The following is a 23,592-nucleotide window of genomic DNA, read 5'->3' on the forward strand; positions in this document are numbered from 1 at the left end:
TTTACAACAATATCTTCTAGGGTAAAACGAGCTTCTTTTAAATCCTCGTCATGGCACTCCACGTGCCGACTCTTCGATGAGCAACACAACCAGCGATCATAACAACATGACAGATAACAAAAAAGAGATGGAATCACGCGGCACTGATGCACCAGAAAGTACCCAGTCAGAAATCAAATCAACGCACGTTAAAGCGGGAGAAGGCCATACCAGCCCTGACGATAGCACGGACAGTCAAAAGGATAATGGTGATAAAAAAGACGCTGAGAACCGCAAGGGTCCGGGTAAGAAACCACTCATTATTTTAGGCATTGTGGTGCTGGTTGTGGTGATAGCCGCGGCTATTTTCTGGTTTTTAAACCGTAACCTTGAAACCACTGATGACGCCTTTACTGAAGGCAACACCGTCACTGTTGCGCCTAAAATTGCCGGTTATGTGGTAAATCTGGCGGTTAAAGACAACGAATTTGTCAAAAAAGGTCAGTTGGTGGTGCAGATTGACCCACGTGACGCCACCGCGCAGCGCGATCAGGCCAATGCACAGTTAGGTTTGGCGGTGTCACAGCTTCATCAGGCCCAGGTACAGTTTGATTTGGCTAAAGTACAGTATCCGGCGCAGCTGGCTCAGGCCAAGGCGCAGGAAGCGCGTGCCGAGGCCAACTTGCTCAATGCAACCGCGGATTATCGCCGTCAGCGCGGCGTTGACCCACGCGCAACCTCACAGCAAAACATTGATACCGCCAGCGCTCAACTGCGTTCTGCCAATGCCGACCTGGCCAATGCCAAGGCACAGGTTGACGTTGCCGCGCAGGTTCAACTGCAGATCCGTAACGCCGAAACTAACGTAGAGGCGCGTCAGCAGCAGGTTGAACAGGCCAAGGCCCAGTTGGAAACGGCTAACCTTAACCTTTCCTATGCCGACGTTCGCGCGCCGTTTGACGGCTTCGTGACGATGCGTAATGTGCAGTTGGGTACGCTGGTGCAGGCAGGTTCTTCACTGTTCTCACTGGTTTCTCCAGATATCTGGATAACCGCCAATTTTAAAGAGTCACAGCTTGAACGTATGAAGCCGGGAGACAAGGTTGATGTAAAAATTGACGCCTACCCAAACATTACACTGCACGGTCACGTAGACAGTATTCAGCAGGGTACCGGCTCTCGCTTCTCGGCCTTCCCGGCTGAAAATGCCACCGGCAACTATGTGAAAATCGTTCAACGCGTTCCGGTTAAAATTGTTATCGAAAGCGGACTCGACCCTAAAAAACCGTTGCCATTGGGGCTGTCTGTTGACCCTACGGTAACCGTTGAATGAGTGCCGAACATAGCAGTTGGGTTCCCAAAAGTAATCCGTGGGCGGTGGCCATTGTGGTCACCATCGCGGTATTTATGGAAATTCTGGATACCACCATCGTCAACGTGGCGCTGCCGCACATCGCGGGGTCACTCTCCTCAAGCTACGATGAATCCACCTGGGTACTGACGTCTTATCTGGTGGCCAACGGCATCGTGCTGCCGGTTTCGGCGTTCCTCAGCCGAACGTTTGGCCGCAAAAATTATTTCATGATTTGTATCCTGATGTTTACCGTCTGCTCCTTCCTGTGCGGGATTGCCACCGAACTGTGGCAGATGATCCTATTCCGCCTGCTGCAAGGGTTCTTTGGCGGGGGTTTGCAACCGGTGCAACAGTCAGTATTGCTCGACTATTTTAAAAAAGAAGATCGCGGCAAAGCGTTTGGCCTTTCTTCAATTGCGATTATCGTCGCGCCTATCCTTGGCCCTACTCTCGGCGGTTTAATCACCGACAGCTACAGCTGGCGTTGGGTATTTTTGATCAACATTCCTATTGGGGTTATTGCGCTGATTGCCATTTATCAGCTGCTTGAAGACCCGCCGTGGGAGAAAAAATCTAAGGACAAGCTCAGTATCGACTACATCGGTATTGGCCTGATAACGCTGGGGCTTGGCTGTCTGCAGGTAATGATGGACCGCGGCGAAGATGAAGACTGGTTCCAATCCGGCTTTATCGTGACCTTTGCGGTGTTGGCGATTGTGGGCATTGTGGGGGCCGTTTACTGGCTGCTGTATGCCAAAAAGCCGGTCGTCGACTTACGCTGCCTGAAAGACCGCAACTTTGCCGTCTCGTGCCTGTTGATGGGCGGCATGGCTATGATCCTTTACGGCAGCTCGGTGGTTATCCCGCAGTTGGCTCAGCAGCAGTTAGGCTATACCGCTACCCTTTCCGGTCTGGTGATGTCGCCGGGCGCGTTGCTCATCGTATTCAGTATTCCGCTGGTGCTTAAACTGATGCCCATGGTGCAAACGCGTTACCTGATTGCCTTTGGTTTCACTGTGATGATGCTGTCGTTTATCTATTCAATGACACTGGTACCCAATATCGATTTTGAAACGCTGGTGATGTTCCGCAGCGCGCAGTCGTTAGGGCTGGGCTTCCTGTTTGTGCCGCTGACCACTATTGCGTTTGTGACACTGCCGCAGCGCATGAACGCCGACGGCGCGGCACTGTTTACCATGTTCCGCAACGTCGCGGGATCGATTGGTATTTCGCTGTCCACGGCGGGGGTAACCGAACGTTCGCAGGCCAACAGTGCGCACATGGTGCACAACATGACGCCTTTGAATGAGCAATTTAATTTGGCGGTGCAGAAAGGCGCGGCGGCGATCCGCGACTTTACCAGCCTTGCGGGCGACCCCACCGCGCTGGCAACCAGTCGAATGTATCAAGAGATGGTTTCCCAATCGCGGATCCTCGCCTATATCGATGTGTTCAGCTACTGCGCGATTGTTGCCTGTATTTTGATCCCATTTTGTTTCCTGCTTTCGCCAGTTAAGAGCGAAGGCAATGCCGGAGCCCATTAATATGTCGGCCTATGTATCACGCTTTACCCTTTCTGCTCTGGCACTGGCGCTGGTTGGCTGCTCGGTGGGGCCAGATTATCAGGCGCCGCAGGCGAAAACGCCCAGTGCCTACAATGATGTGAATCATCCGAAGAAAAATCCGGCCGACTCTATCGCCCTGTCGTCTCAGCCGAGCCCACTGTGGTGGAAATCATTTAAAGACCCGCAGCTTGATAGCCTGATTGACCGTGCGATTGCCGGCAATATTTCGCTTCAGCAGGCGGTGCTGCGCATCGCCGGTGCGCGTGAACAGGTGACCCAGGCCAAAGGGGCCTGGATGCCTTCCGTCAACGCCAGCGCCAAGGCCACGCGCCAGCAGCTGGGTCTGCGAGGCGAGTTGGAGTCAACCGGTGCACAGGGTAAAATTGACGCCCTGAGCCCCGAAGCGGCGAGCGCTATCGATACTGCCACCGACCCTATCAATATTTATCAGGGCAGCTTTGATGCCAGCTGGGAGCTTGACCTGTTCGGCGGCACCCGTCGTTCGGTAGAGATGGCCGATGCGCAGACGCAGTCTTCCGTCGAGAGCCGCAACGATGCGCTGGTTTCTCTGCAGGCCGAAGTGGCGCGAACGTATCTGCAACTGCGCGGCGCACAAACGGTGTTGGCAGCTATTCAGACCCAAATAGACGTCGCTCAACAAACGCTGGAACTGACACAGAGTCAGGCCCAACACGGACTGGCACCGCAGCTCGACGTTGAAAACTCACGCGCCCAGCTCGGATCTTTACGCGCCCAGCTGCCGCAGTATGAGTCCCAGCAGCGTCAGGCAATGAACGGGCTAGCCGTGTTACTGGGACAGATCCCAGGCGCACTGGACGGCGAGCTGACGCAGTTTAAACCGCTGCCGACCATTCCGGCCGTTGTGGCCGTGGGCGTACCGTCGGAGCTGGCACGCCGTCGTCCTGACGTGCGCAAGGCCGAGGCAGACCTTCACGCTGCCACCGCCAACATCGGTGTTTCGGTCGCTCAACTGTTCCCGAGTATTTCACTCACCGGGCAATTTGGGATGCGCAACAGCGACTCGGGTTATCTCACCGACTGGAGCAGTCATTTCTATTCGTTCGGTCCACAGGTTTCTATCCCCATTTTCCAGGGTGGACGTCTGGTCTCCAGCGTAAGACTCTCGCGTGCACAGCAGGCCAACGCCGTGCTCAGCTACCGCCAGACGGTGCTCACCGCGCTGCAAGATGTCGATAATGCGCTGGTGAACTATCGCACCGATCAGGACCGAGTCAACGGTCTCGAAGAGTCGGCCAATGCGCTGCAAACCAGCTTTGAACTGGCCACCGACGGCTATAAAAAAGGGTTGTCTTCGTTTATTAACGTGCTTGATGCGCAGCGCCAGTTGGCCCAGGCGCGCCAACAGAGTGCCGAAGCCAAGGTGCAGACCAGTACCGATCTGGTCACCTTGTATAAATCGCTCGGCGGAGGCTGGGAGCCGTATCAGAACTACAAACTGCCGAGCTACAGCGTATTTGGACCGGCGGAAACGGTTAAACCGTAATCATGCTGTCAGGAAGGCCGGAAATCCTCCGGCCTTTTCTCCTCCATTGACCTTCTCACCTACGGGTTATTCCGATGAACATCACCCCCGATGAAAAAAAACCGCAGCCCGACTCCGTGATTTCTAGCGTTGCCTATCGCAATGGAAAAGTGATGCAGCAGGTGACGGTCGAAGACATTAGCGAAGTCATCAAAGAACCTGACACCTTTGTCTGGCTAGGTCTGGTGCAGCCAGACAATGACTACATGCGGCAAATTCAGGAAGAGTTTAGCCTGCACGATTTGGCGATTGAGGACGCACTTACCGCCCATCAGCGGCCTAAAATCGAGCAGTACGGCGAGTCGTTGTTTATCGTGGCTAAAACGGCGCAGCTGGTGGGTGATGTGATTAAATACGGCGAAACACACCTGTTTGTGGGTAAGAATTTTTTAATTACCGTGCGACACGGCGCGTCCTCCAGCTATGCGCAGGTGCGAAAACACGCCGAGGAGTGCCCTGACCTGTTGGCGAAAGGCCCCGGCTATGCGCTTTACGCGGTACTGGACGTGATTGTTGATAACTATCTGACCATTTTGCACGAGTATACCCAGCAGTTTCAGCAGATTGAGTCGAGGATGTTCCAATCGGATTTCGACCAGAATGCGGTGCATGAAGTTTACCGCCTGCGTCGTGAATTGCTCTCTCTGCACAACGCCGCCCTGCCGATGGGCGATATTTGTAATCAGCTGATTCAGCATCACGAAACGCTGGTGCCAAAATCGCTGCGCGCCTATTTGCGCGACGTGCAGGACCATACTCGACAGGTGGTAACCACCACTGACGACATGCGCGAGATGCTGGCCAATGCGATGCACGTTAATCTGGCGCTGGTTTCAGTGCATCAAAACGAAGTAGTGCAGCGCTTAGCGGGCTGGGGCGCGATCCTCGCTATTCCGACGGTGATTTTCAGCCTTTATGGCATGAACTTCAAAGACATGCCTGAGCTTAATGACAGCTGGGGTTATCCGGTAACCTTGGGGGTGACGATAGTGGGTTGCGTGGCGTTATATGTGAAATTGAAAAAGTCTGGATGGTTGTAAATAGGTTTGGAACAGTAGCAGGGTTGAATGCCAACCCTGCCCTTTTACCCGCTTACTCCTCAGTTGGCGCAATCAGCTTATCTGGATTAGCCAAAATCATCGTCTGCGTACGCCCCAGCGATACACCCGCCTCACGCAGCTTCTTGAGGATTTCATATAGCAGATCACTCTTGGTTCTGCTCACCACCCGCGGACTGTTAACGTAGCCGGTCACACTCAGCACGATGCCATCAGGACCGAGCTGGCTGAAGGTGACCGACGGCGCTGGCGTGTCCTGAATTGACTCGTGCGCCTCATAAGCTTCAATCAGCATATTTCGCACGGCTTCCGGGTCAATATCCAGGGGGAAGGTCAAGGCAATCGTCGCTACACCCTGCGCATTACCCATCGTGGCATTACGCACGTTTTGAGAAATAAACTGCGAATTGGGCACAATTACCGTTGAGCGGTCGCTGAGTTGTAGCTCGGTAGCACGCACGTTGATACGGCGAATATCCCCTTCTACCCCGCCGATACTCACTAAATCACCCACTTTAACCGGACGCTCGGTGAGCAAAATCAGGCCGGAGATAAAGTTTTTAACGATTTCCTGTAAGCCAAAACCGATACCTACTGACAGCGCACTGACAATCCACGCCAGCCTGTTCCACTCGATCCCCAGCACCGACAGGGTGACCAGAATAACCAGCACCAGCCCGATGTTAGAAAATAGCGTAACCAAAGAGGCACGCATGCCGCGATCCATCTTGGTTTTCGGCAGAAAATCATTATCGAGCCAGCGTTTTGCTGAGCGCAACACGTACCAGCCAACAATCAGGAAGATGATCGCATTGACCGCGTGGGCGGGAATAATATTAAGGTGTTCAAGTCCCTTGCCGCCCCAGACATCCACCACTTTGCTGAACAATTCCAGCGGCGTCGTGGTGCCAAAGTTACCGCCAAGCAACAGCGTTACGGCAATCAGCAAGAGCAAAGTTTTCGCCACCGCCGACAGCAGCGTAGCCGCCAACGAAAGGTGACGGTCGTCGAGACTCAAAGAGTGTTTAAGCAACCTGCCGCTGGCTGTCGACGGCGAAAACAAGCTTTCGCTGAGGTCGATAGCCATGTGCATCAAAATATACAGGCACGCGATAACCGTGCCGACCCACAGAAGTTCGTAGGTCAGGAACCGCGCCAGCGGAATATAGCCGATCAGCAGCGCGACAAAAATGGCAAACGCAATAACACTGGTGCCCAAATGCAGCAGGCCGGCCAGCGTGGAGCGTGCCTCAGGCTGCTCGCCGTTCGCCAGCAGTTTTCGGCGCAGGCGATTGACGCGCATCGGTGCAAATGCGGCGCTTACCGCCACCAGCAGAGCCGATATGCCGTTACCAAACAGTGTTACCGCGACGCTGGTTCCCACCAAATTATTTATGCCTTCTATCAGACCAAAAATCAGAATAAAGGCCGACAGCATTTTGGGGAAACTGTCGAGAGTTTTGGCCACTGGGTCAGCAATGCCCGGCAGACGCCATGACGGGTGGGAAATAGAAAGCAGTGCCCGCCCCAACCCCACAATTAGCGCAGAGAAAATAGAAAGCTTGACGATCAGATCACCGGTTTCCTGGACCCAGTCGCTCACGTCAGGCATGCGGGTAAAGGCCAGTGAGAACAGTTGCGCCGCGCCGCCGAGGGTCATGATGGTAATCATTGCGGTGGCAAAGGCAAAGAAACTGCGGCGCAGACGGCCCACCGGCAACCAGCGTGGTGTAAGCCAGGCTAGCGGAATATCAAGCACGCGACCGCCAAATATGCCAATCAGAAGCGCCGCAATTAACAGCAGCCCGCTGCCGATGCGCCACTCAGGCTGAAACGCGAGATGCCAGGCATCTTTCATCTGCTGGCGATATTCACCAAAGCGCTCTGAGTCATCGTCCGATGGCGACGTTAGCGCCGACCAGAAATTGCCGCCTAATATACTGCCGGTGTTCAGCGCCAACTGCGTTTTGAGTGCATCACGACGCAGCCCGGCAATCTGTGCAGAGAGGTTATTGGCGCCGGTTTTAATCGCCCCGGCCTGCGCAATCTGGTTATCCAACGCCGTTTTACTGGCATTAAGATCTTTACGCTGCTTAATGACCTGCGGCGTTTCAGGCAGCGCCCCGGCCGCCGGCGCAGGTCCCAATACATCCACTTTGGCCTGCACCTGCTGACGCAAAGGCTGCAAAGCGGTGCCTAATGTGTCGGCGTCACCGGCCAGCTTGAGCGCGTCGTCGTTGAGTCCGCTTAGCGATTTGTCGTTTTTAGCACTGGAAACCTGCTGTTTAATATTATCCAGTCGTTTCTGCAAAGCAGACAGCGCGGCAGGCGCATCAATGGGCTTGGCCGCCGGTGTATCGGCGCTAGATTGCTGTGGGTCATTGGCATCGTCAGACGCCGCGTTGGCCAGCAGTGGGGAAAACGTTAACGCCAATAACAGGGCGACGAGGATCGGTGCCCGGAAAAGCTTTTGCATGAGGTGAATTACCCAAAGTTTTATGTGTCGAAAACGAATTCAAATTTTCAGGAAAGAGAACTAATGGTTTGGGTAATTTTAAACTGTTCAGCAGAGGTATGCTATGTAAGCCAACTCTTAAAAATATAAAACGAAGAAAAAGAGAATGGCGACAGCAGAAAGTACGGGAACCGAGGCCCCCGCATCGATAGAAAGCTAGTTTATAGCCGCCACGGCATCACGCGACGCCTCGTCGCGTTCGCTGCCAATGAGCTCTCGAAGTTGTCCCTGACGCATTTCGAGCAATCGGTCGGCGTGCAGGAAGTAGCGATCGTCATGGCTGATAGCTAATACAGTTTTGCCCATTGCCGTGAGCTGCGGCAACAGATCGCGGTAAAATACGCTGCGAAACTGCGGATCTTGATCTGCAGCCCATTCGTCAAGCAGCAGAAAGTCTCGCCCTTCCGCCGCCGCCAGCAGCAGAGCAACGCGCTTTCGCTGTCCCTGAGAAAGCTGCAGATTGGCAATTTTATTGTTATCGATTTCTAGCTTAGCGGTCATTTTTAAGTGGTTCAGCCAGTTTTCTACAATTTTGGGATCGGGCTTTTGGCCGTTTGGCCCCATCATTTGACCAAACAGGTGGAAATCGGTAAACACCGCTGAGAAAAGTTGGCGATAGTCTTCAATATTTTTTGCCTCTATCACCTCCTCATCGAGCAGAATCTGGCCAGACTGCGGGGTATACAGCCCGGTCAGCAGCATGGCCAGCGTTGATTTTCCACTGCCGTTACCGCCAATCAAAAACACCCTTTCACCGCGCTTGATAGTGAGATTGAGCGGGCCTAAGGCAAACCCCTGTCCCTGATAAGCAAACGTTAAATCACGCAGTTCGAGTCGCTGCCACTGCCTGTTTGGCTGCGCTTGGGCAAACGTTGGGTGGTATTCGGCCAAGCGCAGCGTTTTTAGCTTACTAAAAGCCACTTGTGCAGAGAGCAGAGTCGGTAAGGCCCCCACCGCCTGCAACAGCGGCGTGCGTAAAAACAGCAGCGTCAGTGAAAAAGTTGCAGCAACGGCATTGTTTGACCATCCCAGCGAGTTTGCCATGTAAAACACCATGCCGATGGCGCCGAGCATCATGATATTCGACCAGTTAACCGCACTCAGGTGGAAAGTGTCTGCGCCAATAATATGCTTGCGATAGGTAGCCGCATCCTGCTGATAATCGTCCTGATAAATCTGCTGCGCGCGCTGACGATTAAGCGCCAGCTCTTTGCGACCCTGAATCACCGTTTCATAGTCTTTTTGCAAACGGTCCTCCGCCTCACGCACGTGGCCGAGGTGACTGTAAACTTTCGCCACCAGTTTAAAGCTAACCCAAATCGTTACCACCAGCCAGACGGCGGTTACCGCCAGCATTTTAGGCGATAGCCAGCCCAAATACGCGGCACAACCAAGGGTGAGAATCATGCCCTGAAGCAGCTCGGGAAGGCGCACAAACGCCAGCGTGATATTACGAATATCGCTGCTCAGGCTGGCGAGCAGCTGCGCATTGCCAATCTGTTCGATGCGTTCAATATCAGTATCCATAATGCGTTTGATAAACTGACCGCGCAGCTTATAGACGAAATGGTGCCCGAGGACGGTAAGCGCCAGCTGGGAGCCGAGTGTAATCAGCATCAGCAGCAGTAAAAGCGCCAAAAACTGCGGCAGCACGGCCATAGAGGCGTGTGAAGTTACAATAAGCTTGATATTAATGAAGGCGATGAGTCCAATCCCCAACGCCGCACTGGCCAGGCTTAACGCAATCACGCCGAGGAACGGCCAGCGATATTGTTTAAAAACGACGCGCAAAAGCTCCATCTATCGTTAATCTCTATTAATTTTTTGACTGGACGCAGTGTAAAGGCCCGGCCAATGAGATCAAGACTAATTCTCATTTTCTCTCATACTCTTAAAGTCTGAAAGCGTGCGTAAAAAAGCTGACATACGGTGTCACATCGTCCTAAACTTCTGTAATGGACAAAGAAAATGAACTCAGAAGAAGTAAACGTAACGCGCTGCTGCTGCTGTTAACTGCCGCAGGGCTGTTCGCGATCACCCTTTTTTTGCCGCCAAACTTTTGGGTTTCCGGGTTAAAAGCCATCAGCGAAGCGGCTATGGTGGGCGCACTCGCCGATTGGTTTGCGGTTGTGGCGCTGTTTAAAAGAGTGCCCATCCCCTTTATTGCCTCACATACCGCGATCATTCCCAAAAACAAACACAAGATTGCCGATAATTTGGCGATTTTCGTGCAGGAAAAGTTTCTTGACCCAGGGTCACTGGTACGGTTGATTCGCCAGCATGATCCGGCGAAGGCCATCGGCAACTGGCTGACATCCGAGGATAACGCCCGACAATTTGGCGGATATCTGGTCAGCATCATGCGCAACTTTCTCGATATTACCGACGACCGGCGCATTCAGCAGTTGGTAAAAGACGCGCTCTATGCGGCAATTGATAAGGTTGACCTGTCGAAATCGGTCGCCACACTGCTCGAAAGCCTGACCAAAGACGGTCGACATCAGGCACTGCTGGACCAGGCGATGCAAAAACTTATTGCCCTGCTTGAGCAACCGGCGAGCCGGGAGTTTATTGCCATGCAGATAGTGCGCTGGGTGAAACGTGAGCACCCGATCAAGTCAAAAATGTTGCCAACGGAGTGGCTGGGTGAAAACGGTGCCTCGATGGTGTCAAATGCAGTCAATTCGCTGCTTGATGATATCGGCAACGATCGCGGCCACGCCCTGCGCCAAAGCTTTGACCGGGTTGTGGAAAAATTTATTACTCGTCTGCAAAACGATCCGACAATGGCGGCTAAAGCGGAAGAAATTAAACGTTACCTGAAAAACGATCCAAAGCTTAATCAATATGTTATCGGACTTTGGGGCGATCTGCGTCAGTGGATTAAGGACGATCTTGACCGCCCTGACTCCATGTTGCATGCGCGGGTTACTGAATCAGGCCTGTGGCTCGGAAATATGCTGAGCCGTGACCCTGGTCTGCGTGAGTCGATGAATACACAAATGGAAATACTGGCCGAGAAAATGGCACCTGATTTCGCCCAGTTCCTGACCCGCCACATTAGCGATACAGTTAAAAGTTGGGACGAGAAAGACATGTCGCGACAGATTGAGCTAAATATTGGTAAAGACCTGCAGTTTATTCGTATCAACGGCACGCTGGTCGGTGCGGGGATCGGGCTGATACTTTACCTTATTTCACAACTTCCTCAGGTTGTTCCAATGGTATGGCAATACGTTCGCTAACACGTTACTGACTGATAATAAAAAGTATATTCCCAAGTCGCCTGATAAAAACATGAGTTTTCTTTGAGGCGGCTTGAGAACTCCACGTGTTGTTATTTCACCGTTTTACTGAAGGCATCTACCGCAAGAATGGCATTGGCGACGTCCTCCGGTGTAAGATTCGGGTTAAGATTGCCCAGCGTATCCCCTTCACCTCCCGCTAATGCCCCCACCTTAACCAGATTTTCATAGCTCTCCTGGTCGAGATGCATCTCTTTCAAGGTTGTTGGCATATTGATAGAACGGTAGAAACGCACGTATTTTGCTATCTCGTCATCGGGACGCTGTTCTAGCACCATCTGAGTCAGTGTGCCATAGGCAACCTTTTCGCCGTGCGTAAGATGATGCACGTCACCTTTAATGGCGGTAAAACCGTTGTGAATAGCATGAGCACCGGCAAGACCGGCATTTTCAAATCCCAAACCGGAGAGCAGCGTGTTGGCCTCAACCACTGCATCAACAGCTGGCGTAACCAGCTTTTGTTCAACAGCGGCGTAGGCGCTAAAGCCGTGGGTGAGCAGCGTTTTCTCACAGGCCTCGGCAATGGCCATACCGGCGATAGTCGGCGACCCGCCGACCATTGAAGAGCCGTGGGAGCGCAGCACCGCCTGGGCCTCAACGTAGGTTGCCAAACCGTCGGCAATACCCGAGGCAAAAAGCCTCACCGGTGCTTGAGCACAGACTTGAGTATCCACCAGCACCAGATCAGGATTTTTATCGTAAAAGCGGTAGGTATCAAACACGCCCTCATCGGTATAGATAACCGAGAGTGCGCTACAGGGTGCATCGGTTGACGCGGCGGTAGGGACAATCGCGACACACTGCTTTAATTCGTCGGCGATGGCCTTAACGGTATCCAGCGTTTTACCGCCGCCGAGTCCAACCACGACGTGGGTACCCTGCTTACGCGCCAGGTTTACCAGTCGGGTTATCTCGTTGCTTGAAGCTTCACCGTTAAACAGTTCATAGCTGAATTCAACATTGGCTTTATCCAACGAGCGCTTGACTCGCTCACCGACAATACCCCACACCATTTCATCCGCTATCAGAAAAGATTTTCCGCCTAGCGCGGGGAGGTATTCGCCGAGTTCGTCAATTACGCCACGACCTTGAACGTATTTACGTGGGGAAGAAAAGATAAATTTACTCATAATTCACACCTCTGTATTGGAAGTTTTTATGATTGGTTTTTATGATTGGGAAATAGTCCTTACTGAATGCATGGCGTTCAGCTTAGTCTCCAACACACCAAAACTCATTACCGATGGGTGAAATAATCGTGACTAAATAACTAAAATGTGACATTGAATCAATAAGTTAAAATAATTTTATTCAATATTTAATCTTTACACCTTCAACGAAACAACTTTATAACACTTAGTTAACTTAATAATAATATTCAGTCGGGTTATTATTGATTTGACCGTATTTCTTAAAAACCACTTAGCTTTTGCTTAATTTCAACTATCAAATCTATCTATAAAAACGGTTTTACCTTGCGAAGTCGATCCGCGAAAATAACGCCATCGAGAGAGATAGTCAGTTGCTAAAGCCAGCACGTTGTAAGCTATCTATTTTATTATTAATGATGATTAATAGGAATTTTATGTACAACTTTCAACGTTATCAGGCAAAAGAATTAGCATTGGCCTATATGAGCAGCAAAGCGCACGATTTATCGCCTGAGGAGTTTTTGGAACAGCTGAAAAAAACGGAAGGGTCTTTTGATAATCTGCTTAAGCACGGTCACGACGTTAAAAGCGGTTTATTGGTTAAGGCTTTTTAATTCGTTAAATACCGAAGTCAATGTCACGAGCAAGCAAGAAATAAAGCGAACGCCGTAAAATATACGGCATTCACTTGCACCTGCCACTACTTATCTTCTGAAATCAAAAACTTTCCAGTTTAAGACATCTGGCGATCGTCTACGTACTTACGCTTGTCCGCTGCCGGTGGGAAATACTGATACAACCAGGTTTCACTCAGAGCATGGTCGTGCGAACGCAGGAACATACGAAGCTCAACCGGCTCAACCGAGTCGCTGGTTGGCGTCCAGTCGAAAAGAATGCGATATCCGTCAAACGGCTGAACGTAAAGAATCTCAATGCTGCCTATCTTGCCTGATGACACCGTTATCACTGGTTCGATACCTTTATCAGCGTAGGCTTTGAGCTCCCCACCAATGAAGTCCACGCCAAAACGACGTGCCCACACCGCGGGATAGTGCTCACCTGGCGCCCAGCCTTCTGGGAATCCGCCCATGCCGGTGCGGGTTGCCAATACTTTGGCCATTGGGCTACGCACAGGCGGCTCGCCGCTCCAGTAAAGGCGATAGCTAAAGTCTACTGAATCTCCCGCTTTAATCGGCTTTTCAGGCTGCCAGAAGCACACTACGTTATCGAGGGTTTCGCCGGTGGTCGGGATCTCCATCAGATTAATCGATCCTTTACCCCAGTTGCCTTTTGGCTCTACCCACAGACTAGGTCGCTTGTTGTACCAGCCGATCACGTCCTGATAATCATTGAAATCGTGATCCAGCTGCAGCAAACCAAAACCTTTTGGATTCTCATCTTCATAGGCGTTGAACTGAAGTTTCTGCGGATTGTTCAGCGGACGACAAACCCATTCGCCGTTCCCACGCCACATTGCCAAACGATCGGAGTCGTGGATCTGCGGATGAATAGTGTCACAGCGCATACGCTCGTTGGTGCCACAGCTGAACATGCTGGTCATCGGTGAAATGCCCAGCTGCTTGACGTCTTTACGGGCATGCAAATGCTTGTCGATTTCCATGACTACGCGCGTTGGCTCGCAGTGAATAGTGAAGCGATAGGCTCCGGTGACGCTTGGGCCATCAAGCAGCGCATAAACCACGAAAGTGGTGGAGTCAGCTTTAGGGGTTTCAAACCAGAAAGAGACAAAATCCGGGAACTCTTCCGGCTGGTCGGTGAAGGTGTCTATCGCCACGCCGCGCGCAGACAAACCGTACTGATAGGTGTCGTCAACGGCACGGAAATAGCTGGCACCCAGGAAGGAGACCACGTCGCGCTGTGTCAGCTCAGGTGCCTTGTTCACTTTAAAACCGGCAAATCCAAGATTCGATTTGCCTTCAAGCTGCTTGGTATCAACACCCGCATCGTGATAGTTAAACAACTCTGGGCGGAAGTGGATTTCACGCGCCTGATTCTTGTCACCGTCGAGTGCAAACATCTTCACTCTGCGTTTGAAGCCCATGCCGACGTGGAATAACTCAACGTCCAGCTGGCGGTTTGGAATATCGTGCCACAGTGAATGGGCGTGATCGTACTGAATGCTGTTGTAGGCCTGTGGGGTAAGGTTCGCCAGCGTATCCGGCAGTGCCTCAGGTGCGCCGCCATAGGGTTGTTTCGCTAAAGAAGCGGCCATTTTCTGCAAAACGGAGAAATCAAAGGCGGTAGCGCCGCCGTCGGCTACATTCCCCTGCGCCGCTTCGGCAGAACCGGTGAACAGTGAGGCCATTGCAGGCACACCACAATAGGCAGCAAACGCCATTGAAGCTTTAATAAATGCTCTTCGTTCCATGCCGGAAAGGTTTCCTTTGGCTTAGCAAATGTATGATCCCGACAGCACTTTCTGGGATGCGAGCAAACTCAAACATCGTTAAACAGCGGTGCCATCGAGGTTAAAAATTACGACCTCAAGGCTAACTTAAAATTCACATCACGAGTACCATAAATTGAATTCATTCGGCTAATAAAGTGCTTGCAACATAATGCAGTTCCGGCGTGTTAAGGCTAGAGTACACGCGGGCTGAGCATAAAATATGCATTACCTGTAAAGCCGTTCATCCCTGGCATTACGGCCCGCTTATACAATGATTTTTAAGACCATTCTGTTACACGTCATAAACAAAAAACGCCCGGTATCCTTTCTGAGGATGGCAACCAATGAGCCTTTACGTCCGTAATTTATCTGCTTCAACATGAAAATAAGTCGTTATTCAGCGTCGAATAAATAAGCTAGCGTAGATTTTATTACCGCTTTTCCTCCGTTATTGCGACTTCAACAGGACGTTATTTATGCATTCTCTTTTGCAACACGACTTGGACCACCTACCCGAGATTCTGAAACAGGCCTGTGATACTGCGCTAGCACACCTTAGCGCTCTCCCTGAACGCCCCGTTTGTGCCCCCGAAGAACATCAACACTTAAAGCTCGGTGACGATCGGCTGCCGGAAACCGGCGTGGGAGCGCAGCAGGCAATAGCACAATTCTGGCAAGATTATGCTCAAGGTTTCTCTGCCAGCGCGGGCCCTCGCTACTTCGCGTTTGTCACCGGGGGGGCGACGCCGGCGGCGCTGGCCGCAGATTGGCTAGTGAGCGCGATTGACCAGAATACCCAGTTGCATTTTGACTCTGTAGCATCGGCTATCGAACTGGCAACCATTAGCCAGTTAAAACAGCTGCTGGGGCTGCCGGAGAGCCAGTGCGGCTCTTTTGTCAGCGGCGCCACCATGGCTAACTTTGTTAGCATGGCGATTGCGCGGCAATGGCTGGGACAACAACGCGGCGTAGATGTTGCCCAACAGGGCCTGCACGCACTCGGCCCTATTAGGGTGATTTCTGCGGCGGCGCACTCTAGCAGCGTAAAGGCGTTAAGCATGCTCGGAATTGGCCGCGATGCGCTGGTCAACGTGGCGACGCTGCCCAACAGTGAAGCCATTGACCCGATAGCCCTGGAACAGGCGCTCATCGAAAATGATGGCCTGCCAACCCTGGTGCTGGCCAGTGCCGGAACGGTTAATACCGTGGCCTTCGACAACCTGCCCGCCCTGCTGTCACTGCGTGAACGTTTTGGCTTTTGGCTGCACGTTGATGCGGCGTTTGGCGGCGTAGCTGCAGCATCTACGCGCTATGCGCCACTGCTTGAAGGCTGGCAACAGGCCGACTCTATCACCGTTGATGCTCACAAATGGTTGAACGTACCCTACGACAGCGCGGTGCAGTTTACCGCCGGGCAGCATCTCGCCTTGCAGGTTCAGGTATTTCAAAATCACTCTGCCTATCTCGAGCCACCGAGCGTCAGGCCAGACAACTACCTGCATCTTACGCCGGAGAACTCGCGTCGTTTTCGCGCTTTACCGGTCTGGATGGCACTAAAGGCCTATGGCCGTGACGGCATCGCCGAGATTATCGATAGAAACGTTGAATTGGCAAAAAAACTGGCAAGTAAATTAGAACACACCTCGGGATTTAGGCTTTTGACACCGGTTTTACTGAATGTGGTCTGTTTTGCCCTTGATTCCGCCGATGGCACGCCGGTTGAAGTCGCCAGACGTAATCAGTTTCTTAAACTCTTAGACAAAGGGGGCGTGGTTCGCTGCACGGCGACTACGTTAGCCGGTAAACCCGGTATTCGCGCGGCGCTGGTCAACTGGATGACGGAAGAAGTTGATATTGATTTGGCGCTACAATCGATGATTGAATGCAGAAAAGAGGTGTAACGGGCTAATATTCTCGTGCCCCGAACGGGAGAACTCTCCCACCTGCAAAGAAAACTGGACGCAGGTGGGACATTCTACACCAGCAATACGGAGATTAATGCGCGTCACGCGGCTCAACGAAAGTCCCGTCTTTACTTTGTGTTTCGTTAAAGAACCAAATGCCTGCCGGATACTCCTCCAGCGAGACCAGATACATCACCCCTTCATAAAATGTTTCAACTGCCAGAACTTTACCCTCGCGACGCGGACCACCGTCAGTTTTTACCGTCACCAGATCGTTAACCTTCATTAGAGTGCCTCGTGAAATTGATTTGAGCCGCGATGGCGTGAAGTATGGATGTCTTCATCGTCAGTTTATTCTAGTACATTGCGCGAGGGAAATGACAAAGCGCAAGAAAAAGATGAGGAGATACAGAGATTAAGAGGTTGGCGTCGGAAAAGGAAATTATTCTTGAGGCCAAAAAAAGACAATAAAAAACCCGCATCAGCGGGTTTTTGTAATCTACTTTATGCGCTGTAAAACAGCGAATAAGCGAGATTAGATAGCGGTAACGTTAGCCGCTGACGGACCTTTAGCACCGTTCTCGATAGAGAACTGTACGTTCTGGCCTTCAGCCAGGGTCTTGAAACCTTGATCCTGGATTGCAGAGAAATGTACGAATACATCTTTGCTGCCGTCTGCAGGAGTGATGAAGCCAAAGCCTTTAGACTCGTTGAACCACTTAACTTGACCTTTCATCAAATTTGACATGCGAATTACCTTTTAAATATAAATTTTGCCGCCATGGGCATGTTATAGCCGGATTTCAGTCGTTACTTATGGAGGCACTAAGAAGGAAATTCGTCAGATCAGTGTTATCAAAGATAACTCATTAAATTGGAACAACTTTACTCAGGATGTCGTGCATAAATAGGTCTGTACCACAGGCCGAGAGCTATTTACTCATGACTGCCGATCAATAGCAACTCTTTTTAACAGTTACTGTGAGTAATCACCCTAAACTGTCTTATTTACGAGCATAACGATGGTTTAATCATCGTTTATGCTGCTGTTTTTAAATAAGTTGCTGTTAAAAACGGTTTAAGAAAATGGAAATAAAAAAACGCTGAAGGCTTTTATCCGAAATTGATGTCGGGAAAAACATTCAGCGTCAATGGTTTGTGTAGATTGTAAGGAGGTTACTCCATCATTTCTGACACGGCGTGGCGCACGTAGGCCGTGATTTGCGCCAAATCCTCAGCTTTTGCACTGTCTCCGCCAATCGAACGCACCCGGTTCTCAAGATGGCCGATGTCCTGCTCGACTTTATGAGCGATCTGTACTTTAACGATGGTATCAACAGACGAGATAAAAGCCCGCATCACTGCTTTCAGCGCAAAAATTTCAGAGAACGAGTCGTAGGCCAGCTTTTCGGCAGGCGCACTCTGCGGGCTCGGCTTGTTGCGCGGTGGCAGGTTCTTCAGGTTGTCTACGTGTTCAATAATCAGATCTATATCTCTGATTAATTCATCAAAATTCTTAGCCACTGATTTTCCTTCGCTCGGCGAAAGCAGAAGAATACCACTGCGGCAACAGCGGGAGAAGTCGGCAGGGAAAGGAAAGGTGAAATTTAAACAAGAAGCGCCTGTCCACGGCAGTGAACAGGCGCCAGAAACGTCTAAATAACTAAAAAGCGCGGTTTATCACGCGTTTTTCAGTGAGTCCATGTCGATAACGAAGCGATATTTCACGTCGCTGTTCAACATGCGGGTGTAGGCTTCGTTGATCTCATCCATTTTGATCATCTCAACGTCACAGCCGATGTCGTGCTCGGCACAGAAGTCCAGCATTTCTTGAGTTTCAGCAATACCGCCGATCAGTGAACCAACCAGGCTTTTACGGCCCATGATCAGTTTACCGGCGTGAACCGCAGGCTCTACCGGCTCAATCAGACCCACCAGAATATGTACGCCGTCACGTTTTAGCGTGTCGAGGTACGGGTTAAGGTCGTGCTGATGAGGCACGGTGTCGAGAATAAAGTCAAAGTGGCCTTTCACTTCTGCCATCTGTTTTTCATCGGTAGACAGCACAACGTGGTTGGCACCCAGGCGGCGAGCTTCTTGCTCTTTGCCGGCAGAACGGGTGAACAGTGTCACGTCTGCGCCCATCGCGTGAGCAAACTTCAGACCCATGTGGCCCAAACCGCCCAGACCGACGATCGCGACTTTATGGCCCGCTTTCACGCCCCAATGTTTCAATGGAGAGTAAGTGGTGATACCCGCACACAGCAGAGGTGCAGCCGCCTTAAAGTCGAGAGCTTCTGGCACGCGCAGAACAAATTTCTCGGAAACAACGATCTGCTCAGAATAGCCGCCGTAGGTCATCATGTTGTCATGACGGTCAGGCGTGTTGTAGGTCATGGTCGCGCCTTCGAGACAGTACTGCTCGAGGTCTGCTTCGCAATTTTCACAGTGCTGACAAGAGTCAACCATGCAGCCAACGCCGACGGAATCGCCGACTTTAAACTGAGTCACTTTTGAGCCAACGTGCGTCACGTGACCAATGATTTCATGACCTGGAACCAGCGGATAAACGCTCTGGTGCCATTCGTTACGCGCCTGATGGATGTCGGAGTGACAAACGCCGCAGTATTTGATGTCGATAACAACATCGGTATCGCGTGGGTCGCGGCGGATAAAGTTGTGGGGTGCCAGCTCGGTCTCTGGGGACTGTGCGGCAAAACCTCGGACGTTAAGAGTCATCTGTTTTCTCCTGAGGGATAACGAAAGAATTCAGGCGACGACCAGAGGGTCGCCGCCGGTATGGATTATGAAGACTTTAAAAGGAACATCGTTATAACGATCCTCGCCAGTACTTGCCTAAATCTGTTTTTTTCAAGATTTTTGGTTAAGCGCTGCACAGCGTACAGGCTTAACCAATATTTGATACGTCTTGCAGGGACGCTGGAGTAAGAGGGATTAAATCAGTCGTGCAGTTTTCAGCTCACTCTTGAGATAAGCATAGTAGATAGGTGCCGCAACGACACCCGGCAAGCCGAAGGCTGATTCAAATATCAGCATCGCCAGCAGCACTTCCCAGGATTTTGCATTGATGCGCGTACCGACGATCCTGGCGTTCAGGAAGTACTCAACCTTATGAATAATAATCAAATAGCCCAGTACTATGGCTCCTACCCAAAGCGAAATCGACAAACCCACAATACAGATAACCGCATTGGAGATTAAATTCCCCACCACCGGCAGCAGTCCGCAGACGAAGGTAAACACCACCAGCGTTTTCGACAGCGGTAAATGAATGCCGAACATCGGCAAAATGCCGAACAGGAACACGCCCGACAAAACGGTATTGATCAGTGAAATCTGAAATTGTGCAAAAACAACATTGCGAAACGACTGACTCAGCAAACGCATCCGCTGCATCAGGTCATTTTTCAACGGCGCATGCTGTTCTTCTCCAACGCCCCTTTGCAGCGAGATAATCGCCCCCAGAATCATCCCCACCAGCATGGTCACGAAGGTGTGCGCCGCATTTTTTCCCGCTGTTTGCAGCATTACAACGTGCTCGCGCATCCATTGAATAAACTCGCGCTGCAGCTCCTCAAGGTTAGCCGGCAAATAGTGCAGCATCACCGGTGAAAGCCGACTTTGCGCATCGCTAAGCAGGTGACTCACCTTGTCATTAAAGGCCGCCGGATTGCGAACATCGTGCAGCAGGAAGGTCACTATGCCCATCACCGCCAGAATAAGCGCGCTCACCACGACGGTGCTAATCAGCGCCACCACCAGCCAACGCGCACGTTCACCGCGAATGATTTTTTGAAAATGTGGGGTCAGCGCATTAACCAATTCATAAACGATAAAGCCCGAAATAAAACATCCCAATAGATGCAGCGGAAGGATCACGAATAGCCCGCCCAGGATGATAAATAAACTCAGCCAACGGATATGATGTGGTCTCATTATTTGCATTTCTGCATCCTTACTTAACGTAATCACGGGTCACGCCCCGCCCTTTTAAACATCATAGCACTGAACTTTCTTCGCCTAGAATCATAAGCCAGGTTCATCAAACTTTTGACAGGAGAATTCAGTTCTCTATCATCTATTTATTAAAAGTAAACAAAGCAATGTGAACTGACAGGCTAAAACATGACCGATTTAATTCGTGACACTCTTTCTCTGCCGCACGGGCATAACAAACTGCTGCTGCACTCCTGCTGTGCGCCCTGCTCCGGCGAGGTGATGGAGGCTATTCAGGCTTCAGGGATCGAGTACGCGATATTTTTCTATAATCCCAATATTCACCCGCAAAAGGAGTACCTGTTGCGCAAAGAGGAGAACATTCGCTTTGCCGAACAGCATAACATTCCTTTTATCGATGCAGATTACGATACTGATAACTGGTTTGAACGCGCACGCGGCATGGAAAAAGAGCCAGAGCGTGGCATTCGCTGCACCATGTGTTTTGACATGCGCTTCGAGCGAACCGCACTTTACGCGTTTGAGCACGGCTACACCGCTATCTCCAGTTCGCTTGGCATCTCGCGCTGGAAAGACATGAAACAGATCAACGGCTGCGGTCACCGTTCGGCCGCGCCTTATCCGGGAATGGTTTACTGGGACTATAACTGGCGTAAAAAAGGCGGTGCGGCACGCATGGTTGAAATCAGCAAACGCGAACACTTTTATCAACAGGAGTACTGCGGCTGCGTGTACTCACTACGCGACACTAACCTGCATCGTAAATCTCAGGGCCGCGAGCTGATTAAGCTGGGCGTGAAGTTTTATGGGGACGATGAAGACGAATAATACGCCGTGCGTCCCGCCACTCAATAATCCGGCCTTGCGTCGGGTTATGCCCTGCTTTTTCTGCCCGCCTCCACATTATCGCAAAATCCTATGATGCCTCCGACAATGAAACTTGCTTAACGAGCCGCTGCTTGTTACTTTCCGGTCTTGCTGTTTTAAATGCATTTTTAATTAAATATTTTAATAAAAAACATATACCTATAAATCAATCTTATAAGACTGTTTTCACTCTACATCACGCGATTACTTTTGTATAAAAAGTTTAACAACAGGGGTTAAAAAATGTGGGTTCTTATTGGTATTCCCATCGTCGTCCTTGGCTTCGCGCTGCGGTTTAATCCGCTGCTGGTCGTCACTATTGCCGGTATCTCGACCGGTCTGGCCGGCGGTATGCAAACGGTCGAAATCGTTAGCGCATTCGGCAAAGCGTTTACCGACAACCGCTATATGGGGTTGGTGTGGCTCACCCTGCCGGTAATTGCCATTCTCGAGCGCAGCGGGCTGAGAGAGCAGGCTAAGCATCTGATCTCTAAAATACATGCGGCGACCACGGGTCGCGTGCTGATGCTCTATTTTCTAATCCGTCAGTTAACCGCCGCACTGGGTTTGACCTCATTGGGTGGCCACGCACAGATGGTTCGCCCGCTGATCGCACCGATGGCAGAGGCCGCTGCGACCACCAAATATGGCGACTTGCCTAACGACGTACGCCAGAAAATTCGCGCCAATTCGGCTGCGGTGGATAACATCGCGGTATTCTTTGGTGAAGATATTTTTATTGCCGTGCAGTCGATCCTGCTGATCAAAGGCTTTCTGGACCAAAATGGCGTGTTTGTGGAACCGCTGCATCTTTCCGTGTGGGCGATCCCAACGGCCATCGCCGCCCTGATTATCCACTTTATTCGCCTTTGGCTGCTTGACCGCTCGCTTGCCAAACGCTTTGACGGCCAGCACGGGAGCCTCGGCAAATGATCACTTTAAATACCGTATATATTATTGCCGGACTGCTGTTTGCCGCCTTTGCTATTTTTAACCTGCGCGATAACACCAATCCAAAACGTTTCATCAATGCGCTGTTCTGGGGAATTTATGCCATAACCTTCCTGGTCGGCACGGAGTTACCGCATTTTGTTACCGGCTGCATGGCCATTTTACTGGCCGTTATTGCAGGAACCGGTCAGCTAGGTAAAGGTAAAAATGACGCCAACCTGCCCGGCGTTGAGCTTAAGCGCGAAGCCAACGCCAAACGCTTTGGAAACAAACTGTTTATCCCTGCCCTGCTGATTCCGTTGGTCACTCTGGTAGGCACCCTGACACTAAAATATACACCGCTGGTCGAAACCAAGAACGTGACCCTGATTTCGCTGGTTATCGGCACGCTGGTCGCGTTTTTAGTCGCATTATTGATGCTGCGCGACTCGCCAATCAAATCGATTAAAGCCGCGGGACAGACGATGGATACCGTTGGCTGGGCGGCCATTTTGCCTCAGATGCTGGCGGCGCTGGGCGGCCTGTTTGCACTGGCGGGCGTGGGCGGCGTGGTCGCCAATCTGGTCAAAGATGTGATCCCGATGGGCTCACCGCTGGCAATTGTGATCGCCTACACCTTTGGCATGGCATTATTTACTATGATCATGGGTAACGGCTTTGCTGCATTCCCGGTGATGACCGCCGGTATCGGCTTACCGCTGATCGTTCATCAGTTGGGCGGCAATCCGGCCATTATGGGCGCAATCGGCATGCTTTCAGGCTTCTGCGGCACGCTGATGACCCCAATGGCCGCCAACTTCAACATCGTGCCTGCGGCGCTGCTGGAGTTACAGGACAAGTATGCGGTGATCAAAACCCAGGCGATGACCGGGCTGTTACTGCTGCTGGTCAACACGGCGTTTTTGTATTTCTTCGTGTTCCGCTTCTAACTGAAGCTGCACACTCATGGAGGCGGTTAATTGAATCAGCCGAATACCCTACAATTGACGCC

19 protein-coding genes are annotated in these 23,592 nt (G+C 51.4%); 10 read left to right on the forward strand and 9 right to left on the reverse strand.

Annotation, left to right across the window (positions count from 1 at the left end; genetic code table 11):
- Positions 1-76 precede the first annotated feature (76 nt).
- The 4 genes from GA565_RS15355 to corA all read left to right on the forward strand — a co-directional run bounded on the left by GA565_RS15355 (position 77) and on the right by corA (position 5,502).
- Entirely contained in the window at positions 77-1,312 is a 1,236-nt protein-coding gene (locus tag GA565_RS15355) for an HlyD family secretion protein (RefSeq protein ID WP_152199188.1), read from the forward strand.
- On the forward strand, positions 1,309-2,877 hold the full coding sequence (locus GA565_RS15360) for a DHA2 family efflux MFS transporter permease subunit (RefSeq protein ID WP_152199189.1): 1,569 nt from the start codon (positions 1,309-1,311) through the stop codon (positions 2,875-2,877). The genes GA565_RS15355 and GA565_RS15360 overlap by 4 nt, the downstream gene beginning before the upstream one ends.
- Positions 2,861-4,423: an efflux transporter outer membrane subunit gene (locus tag GA565_RS15365; protein ID WP_370518054.1), complete on the forward strand. Its 1,563-nt coding sequence runs from the start codon at positions 2,861-2,863 to the stop codon at positions 4,421-4,423. The genes GA565_RS15360 and GA565_RS15365 overlap by 17 nt, the downstream gene beginning before the upstream one ends.
- A gap of 74 nt (positions 4,424-4,497) precedes the next feature.
- Complete coding sequence (gene corA, locus GA565_RS15370) at positions 4,498-5,502, forward strand: magnesium/cobalt transporter CorA (protein ID WP_152199191.1); 1,005 nt, start codon at positions 4,498-4,500, stop codon at positions 5,500-5,502.
- Positions 5,503-5,554: 52 nt separating this feature from the next.
- Here corA and GA565_RS15375 read toward each other — a convergent pair whose 3' ends face one another.
- Positions 5,555-7,996, reverse strand: a complete 2,442-nt coding sequence (locus GA565_RS15375) for a DUF3772 domain-containing protein (RefSeq protein WP_152199192.1) — start codon at positions 7,994-7,996, stop codon at positions 5,555-5,557.
- Between the two features lie 195 nt (positions 7,997-8,191).
- Positions 8,192-9,835 carry a multidrug ABC transporter permease/ATP-binding protein gene (locus tag GA565_RS15380; protein ID WP_152199193.1) on the reverse strand — a complete coding sequence of 548 codons (1,644 nt, stop codon included), beginning with the start codon at positions 9,833-9,835 and terminating at the stop codon, positions 8,192-8,194.
- Positions 9,836-9,990: 155 nt separating this feature from the next.
- On the opposite strand from GA565_RS15380, the gene GA565_RS15385 reads away from it, so the two are divergent.
- Positions 9,991-11,280: a DUF445 domain-containing protein gene (locus GA565_RS15385; RefSeq protein WP_152199194.1), complete on the forward strand. Its 1,290-nt coding sequence runs from the start codon at positions 9,991-9,993 to the stop codon at positions 11,278-11,280.
- Between the two features lie 92 nt (positions 11,281-11,372).
- Here GA565_RS15385 and GA565_RS15390 read toward each other — a convergent pair whose 3' ends face one another.
- The gene (locus GA565_RS15390) at positions 11,373-12,470 is read right to left on the reverse strand and encodes a glycerol dehydrogenase (protein WP_152199195.1); all 1,098 of its coding nucleotides are present in this window, start codon (positions 12,468-12,470) and stop codon (positions 11,373-11,375) included.
- A gap of 455 nt (positions 12,471-12,925) precedes the next feature.
- Here GA565_RS15390 and GA565_RS15395 point away from each other — a divergent pair, with 455 nt between their 5' ends.
- The gene (locus GA565_RS15395) at positions 12,926-13,105 is read left to right on the forward strand and encodes a hypothetical protein (protein WP_055773677.1); all 180 of its coding nucleotides are present in this window, start codon (positions 12,926-12,928) and stop codon (positions 13,103-13,105) included.
- Positions 13,106-13,224: 119 nt separating this feature from the next.
- On the opposite strand, the gene GA565_RS15400 is transcribed toward GA565_RS15395, so the two are convergent.
- Positions 13,225-14,880, reverse strand: a complete 1,656-nt coding sequence (locus GA565_RS15400) for a glucan biosynthesis protein D (protein WP_152199196.1) — start codon at positions 14,878-14,880, stop codon at positions 13,225-13,227.
- Positions 14,881-15,377: 497 nt separating this feature from the next.
- Here GA565_RS15400 and GA565_RS15405 point away from each other — a divergent pair, with 497 nt between their 5' ends.
- The gene (locus GA565_RS15405) at positions 15,378-16,802 is read left to right on the forward strand and encodes a pyridoxal-dependent decarboxylase (protein ID WP_152199197.1); all 1,425 of its coding nucleotides are present in this window, start codon (positions 15,378-15,380) and stop codon (positions 16,800-16,802) included.
- Positions 16,803-16,896: 94 nt separating this feature from the next.
- Here GA565_RS15405 and dsrB read toward each other — a convergent pair whose 3' ends face one another.
- The 5 genes from dsrB to GA565_RS15430 form a co-directional block, all read right to left on the reverse strand.
- On the reverse strand, positions 16,897-17,091 hold the full coding sequence (gene dsrB, locus GA565_RS15410; protein WP_152199198.1) for a protein DsrB: 195 nt from the start codon (positions 17,089-17,091) through the stop codon (positions 16,897-16,899).
- Between the two features lie 249 nt (positions 17,092-17,340).
- A complete protein-coding gene (cspE, locus tag GA565_RS15415; RefSeq protein ID WP_009635141.1) occupies positions 17,341-17,553 on the reverse strand; it encodes a transcription antiterminator/RNA stability regulator CspE in 213 nt (70 codons plus the stop codon).
- A 428-nt stretch (positions 17,554-17,981) separates the two neighbouring features.
- On the reverse strand, positions 17,982-18,329 hold the full coding sequence (locus tag GA565_RS15420; RefSeq protein WP_055773681.1) for a hypothetical protein: 348 nt from the start codon (positions 18,327-18,329) through the stop codon (positions 17,982-17,984).
- Positions 18,330-18,485: 156 nt separating this feature from the next.
- The gene (locus GA565_RS15425; RefSeq protein ID WP_152199199.1) at positions 18,486-19,544 is read right to left on the reverse strand and encodes an NAD(P)-dependent alcohol dehydrogenase; all 1,059 of its coding nucleotides are present in this window, start codon (positions 19,542-19,544) and stop codon (positions 18,486-18,488) included.
- A 216-nt stretch (positions 19,545-19,760) separates the two neighbouring features.
- Entirely contained in the window at positions 19,761-20,771 is a 1,011-nt protein-coding gene (locus tag GA565_RS15430) for an AI-2E family transporter (RefSeq protein ID WP_152199200.1), read from the reverse strand.
- A gap of 180 nt (positions 20,772-20,951) precedes the next feature.
- On the opposite strand from GA565_RS15430, the gene GA565_RS15435 reads away from it, so the two are divergent.
- From GA565_RS15435 to GA565_RS15445, 3 genes are all read left to right on the forward strand, one after another.
- Positions 20,952-21,611, forward strand: a complete 660-nt coding sequence (locus GA565_RS15435) for an epoxyqueuosine reductase QueH (RefSeq protein WP_152199201.1) — start codon at positions 20,952-20,954, stop codon at positions 21,609-21,611.
- Positions 21,612-21,893: 282 nt separating this feature from the next.
- Positions 21,894-22,583 (forward strand): DUF969 domain-containing protein, encoded by a 690-nt coding sequence (locus GA565_RS15440; protein ID WP_055773685.1) that lies wholly within the window; start codon positions 21,894-21,896, stop codon positions 22,581-22,583.
- Positions 22,580-23,530, forward strand: coding sequence for a DUF979 domain-containing protein (locus tag GA565_RS15445; RefSeq protein WP_152199202.1), 951 nt, complete (start codon positions 22,580-22,582; stop codon positions 23,528-23,530). The genes GA565_RS15440 and GA565_RS15445 overlap by 4 nt, the downstream gene beginning before the upstream one ends.
- Positions 23,531-23,592: the final 62 nt, after the last annotated feature.

The organism is Rouxiella sp. S1S-2, assembly GCF_009208105.1.
Lineage (GTDB): Bacteria > Pseudomonadota > Gammaproteobacteria > Enterobacterales > Enterobacteriaceae > Rouxiella.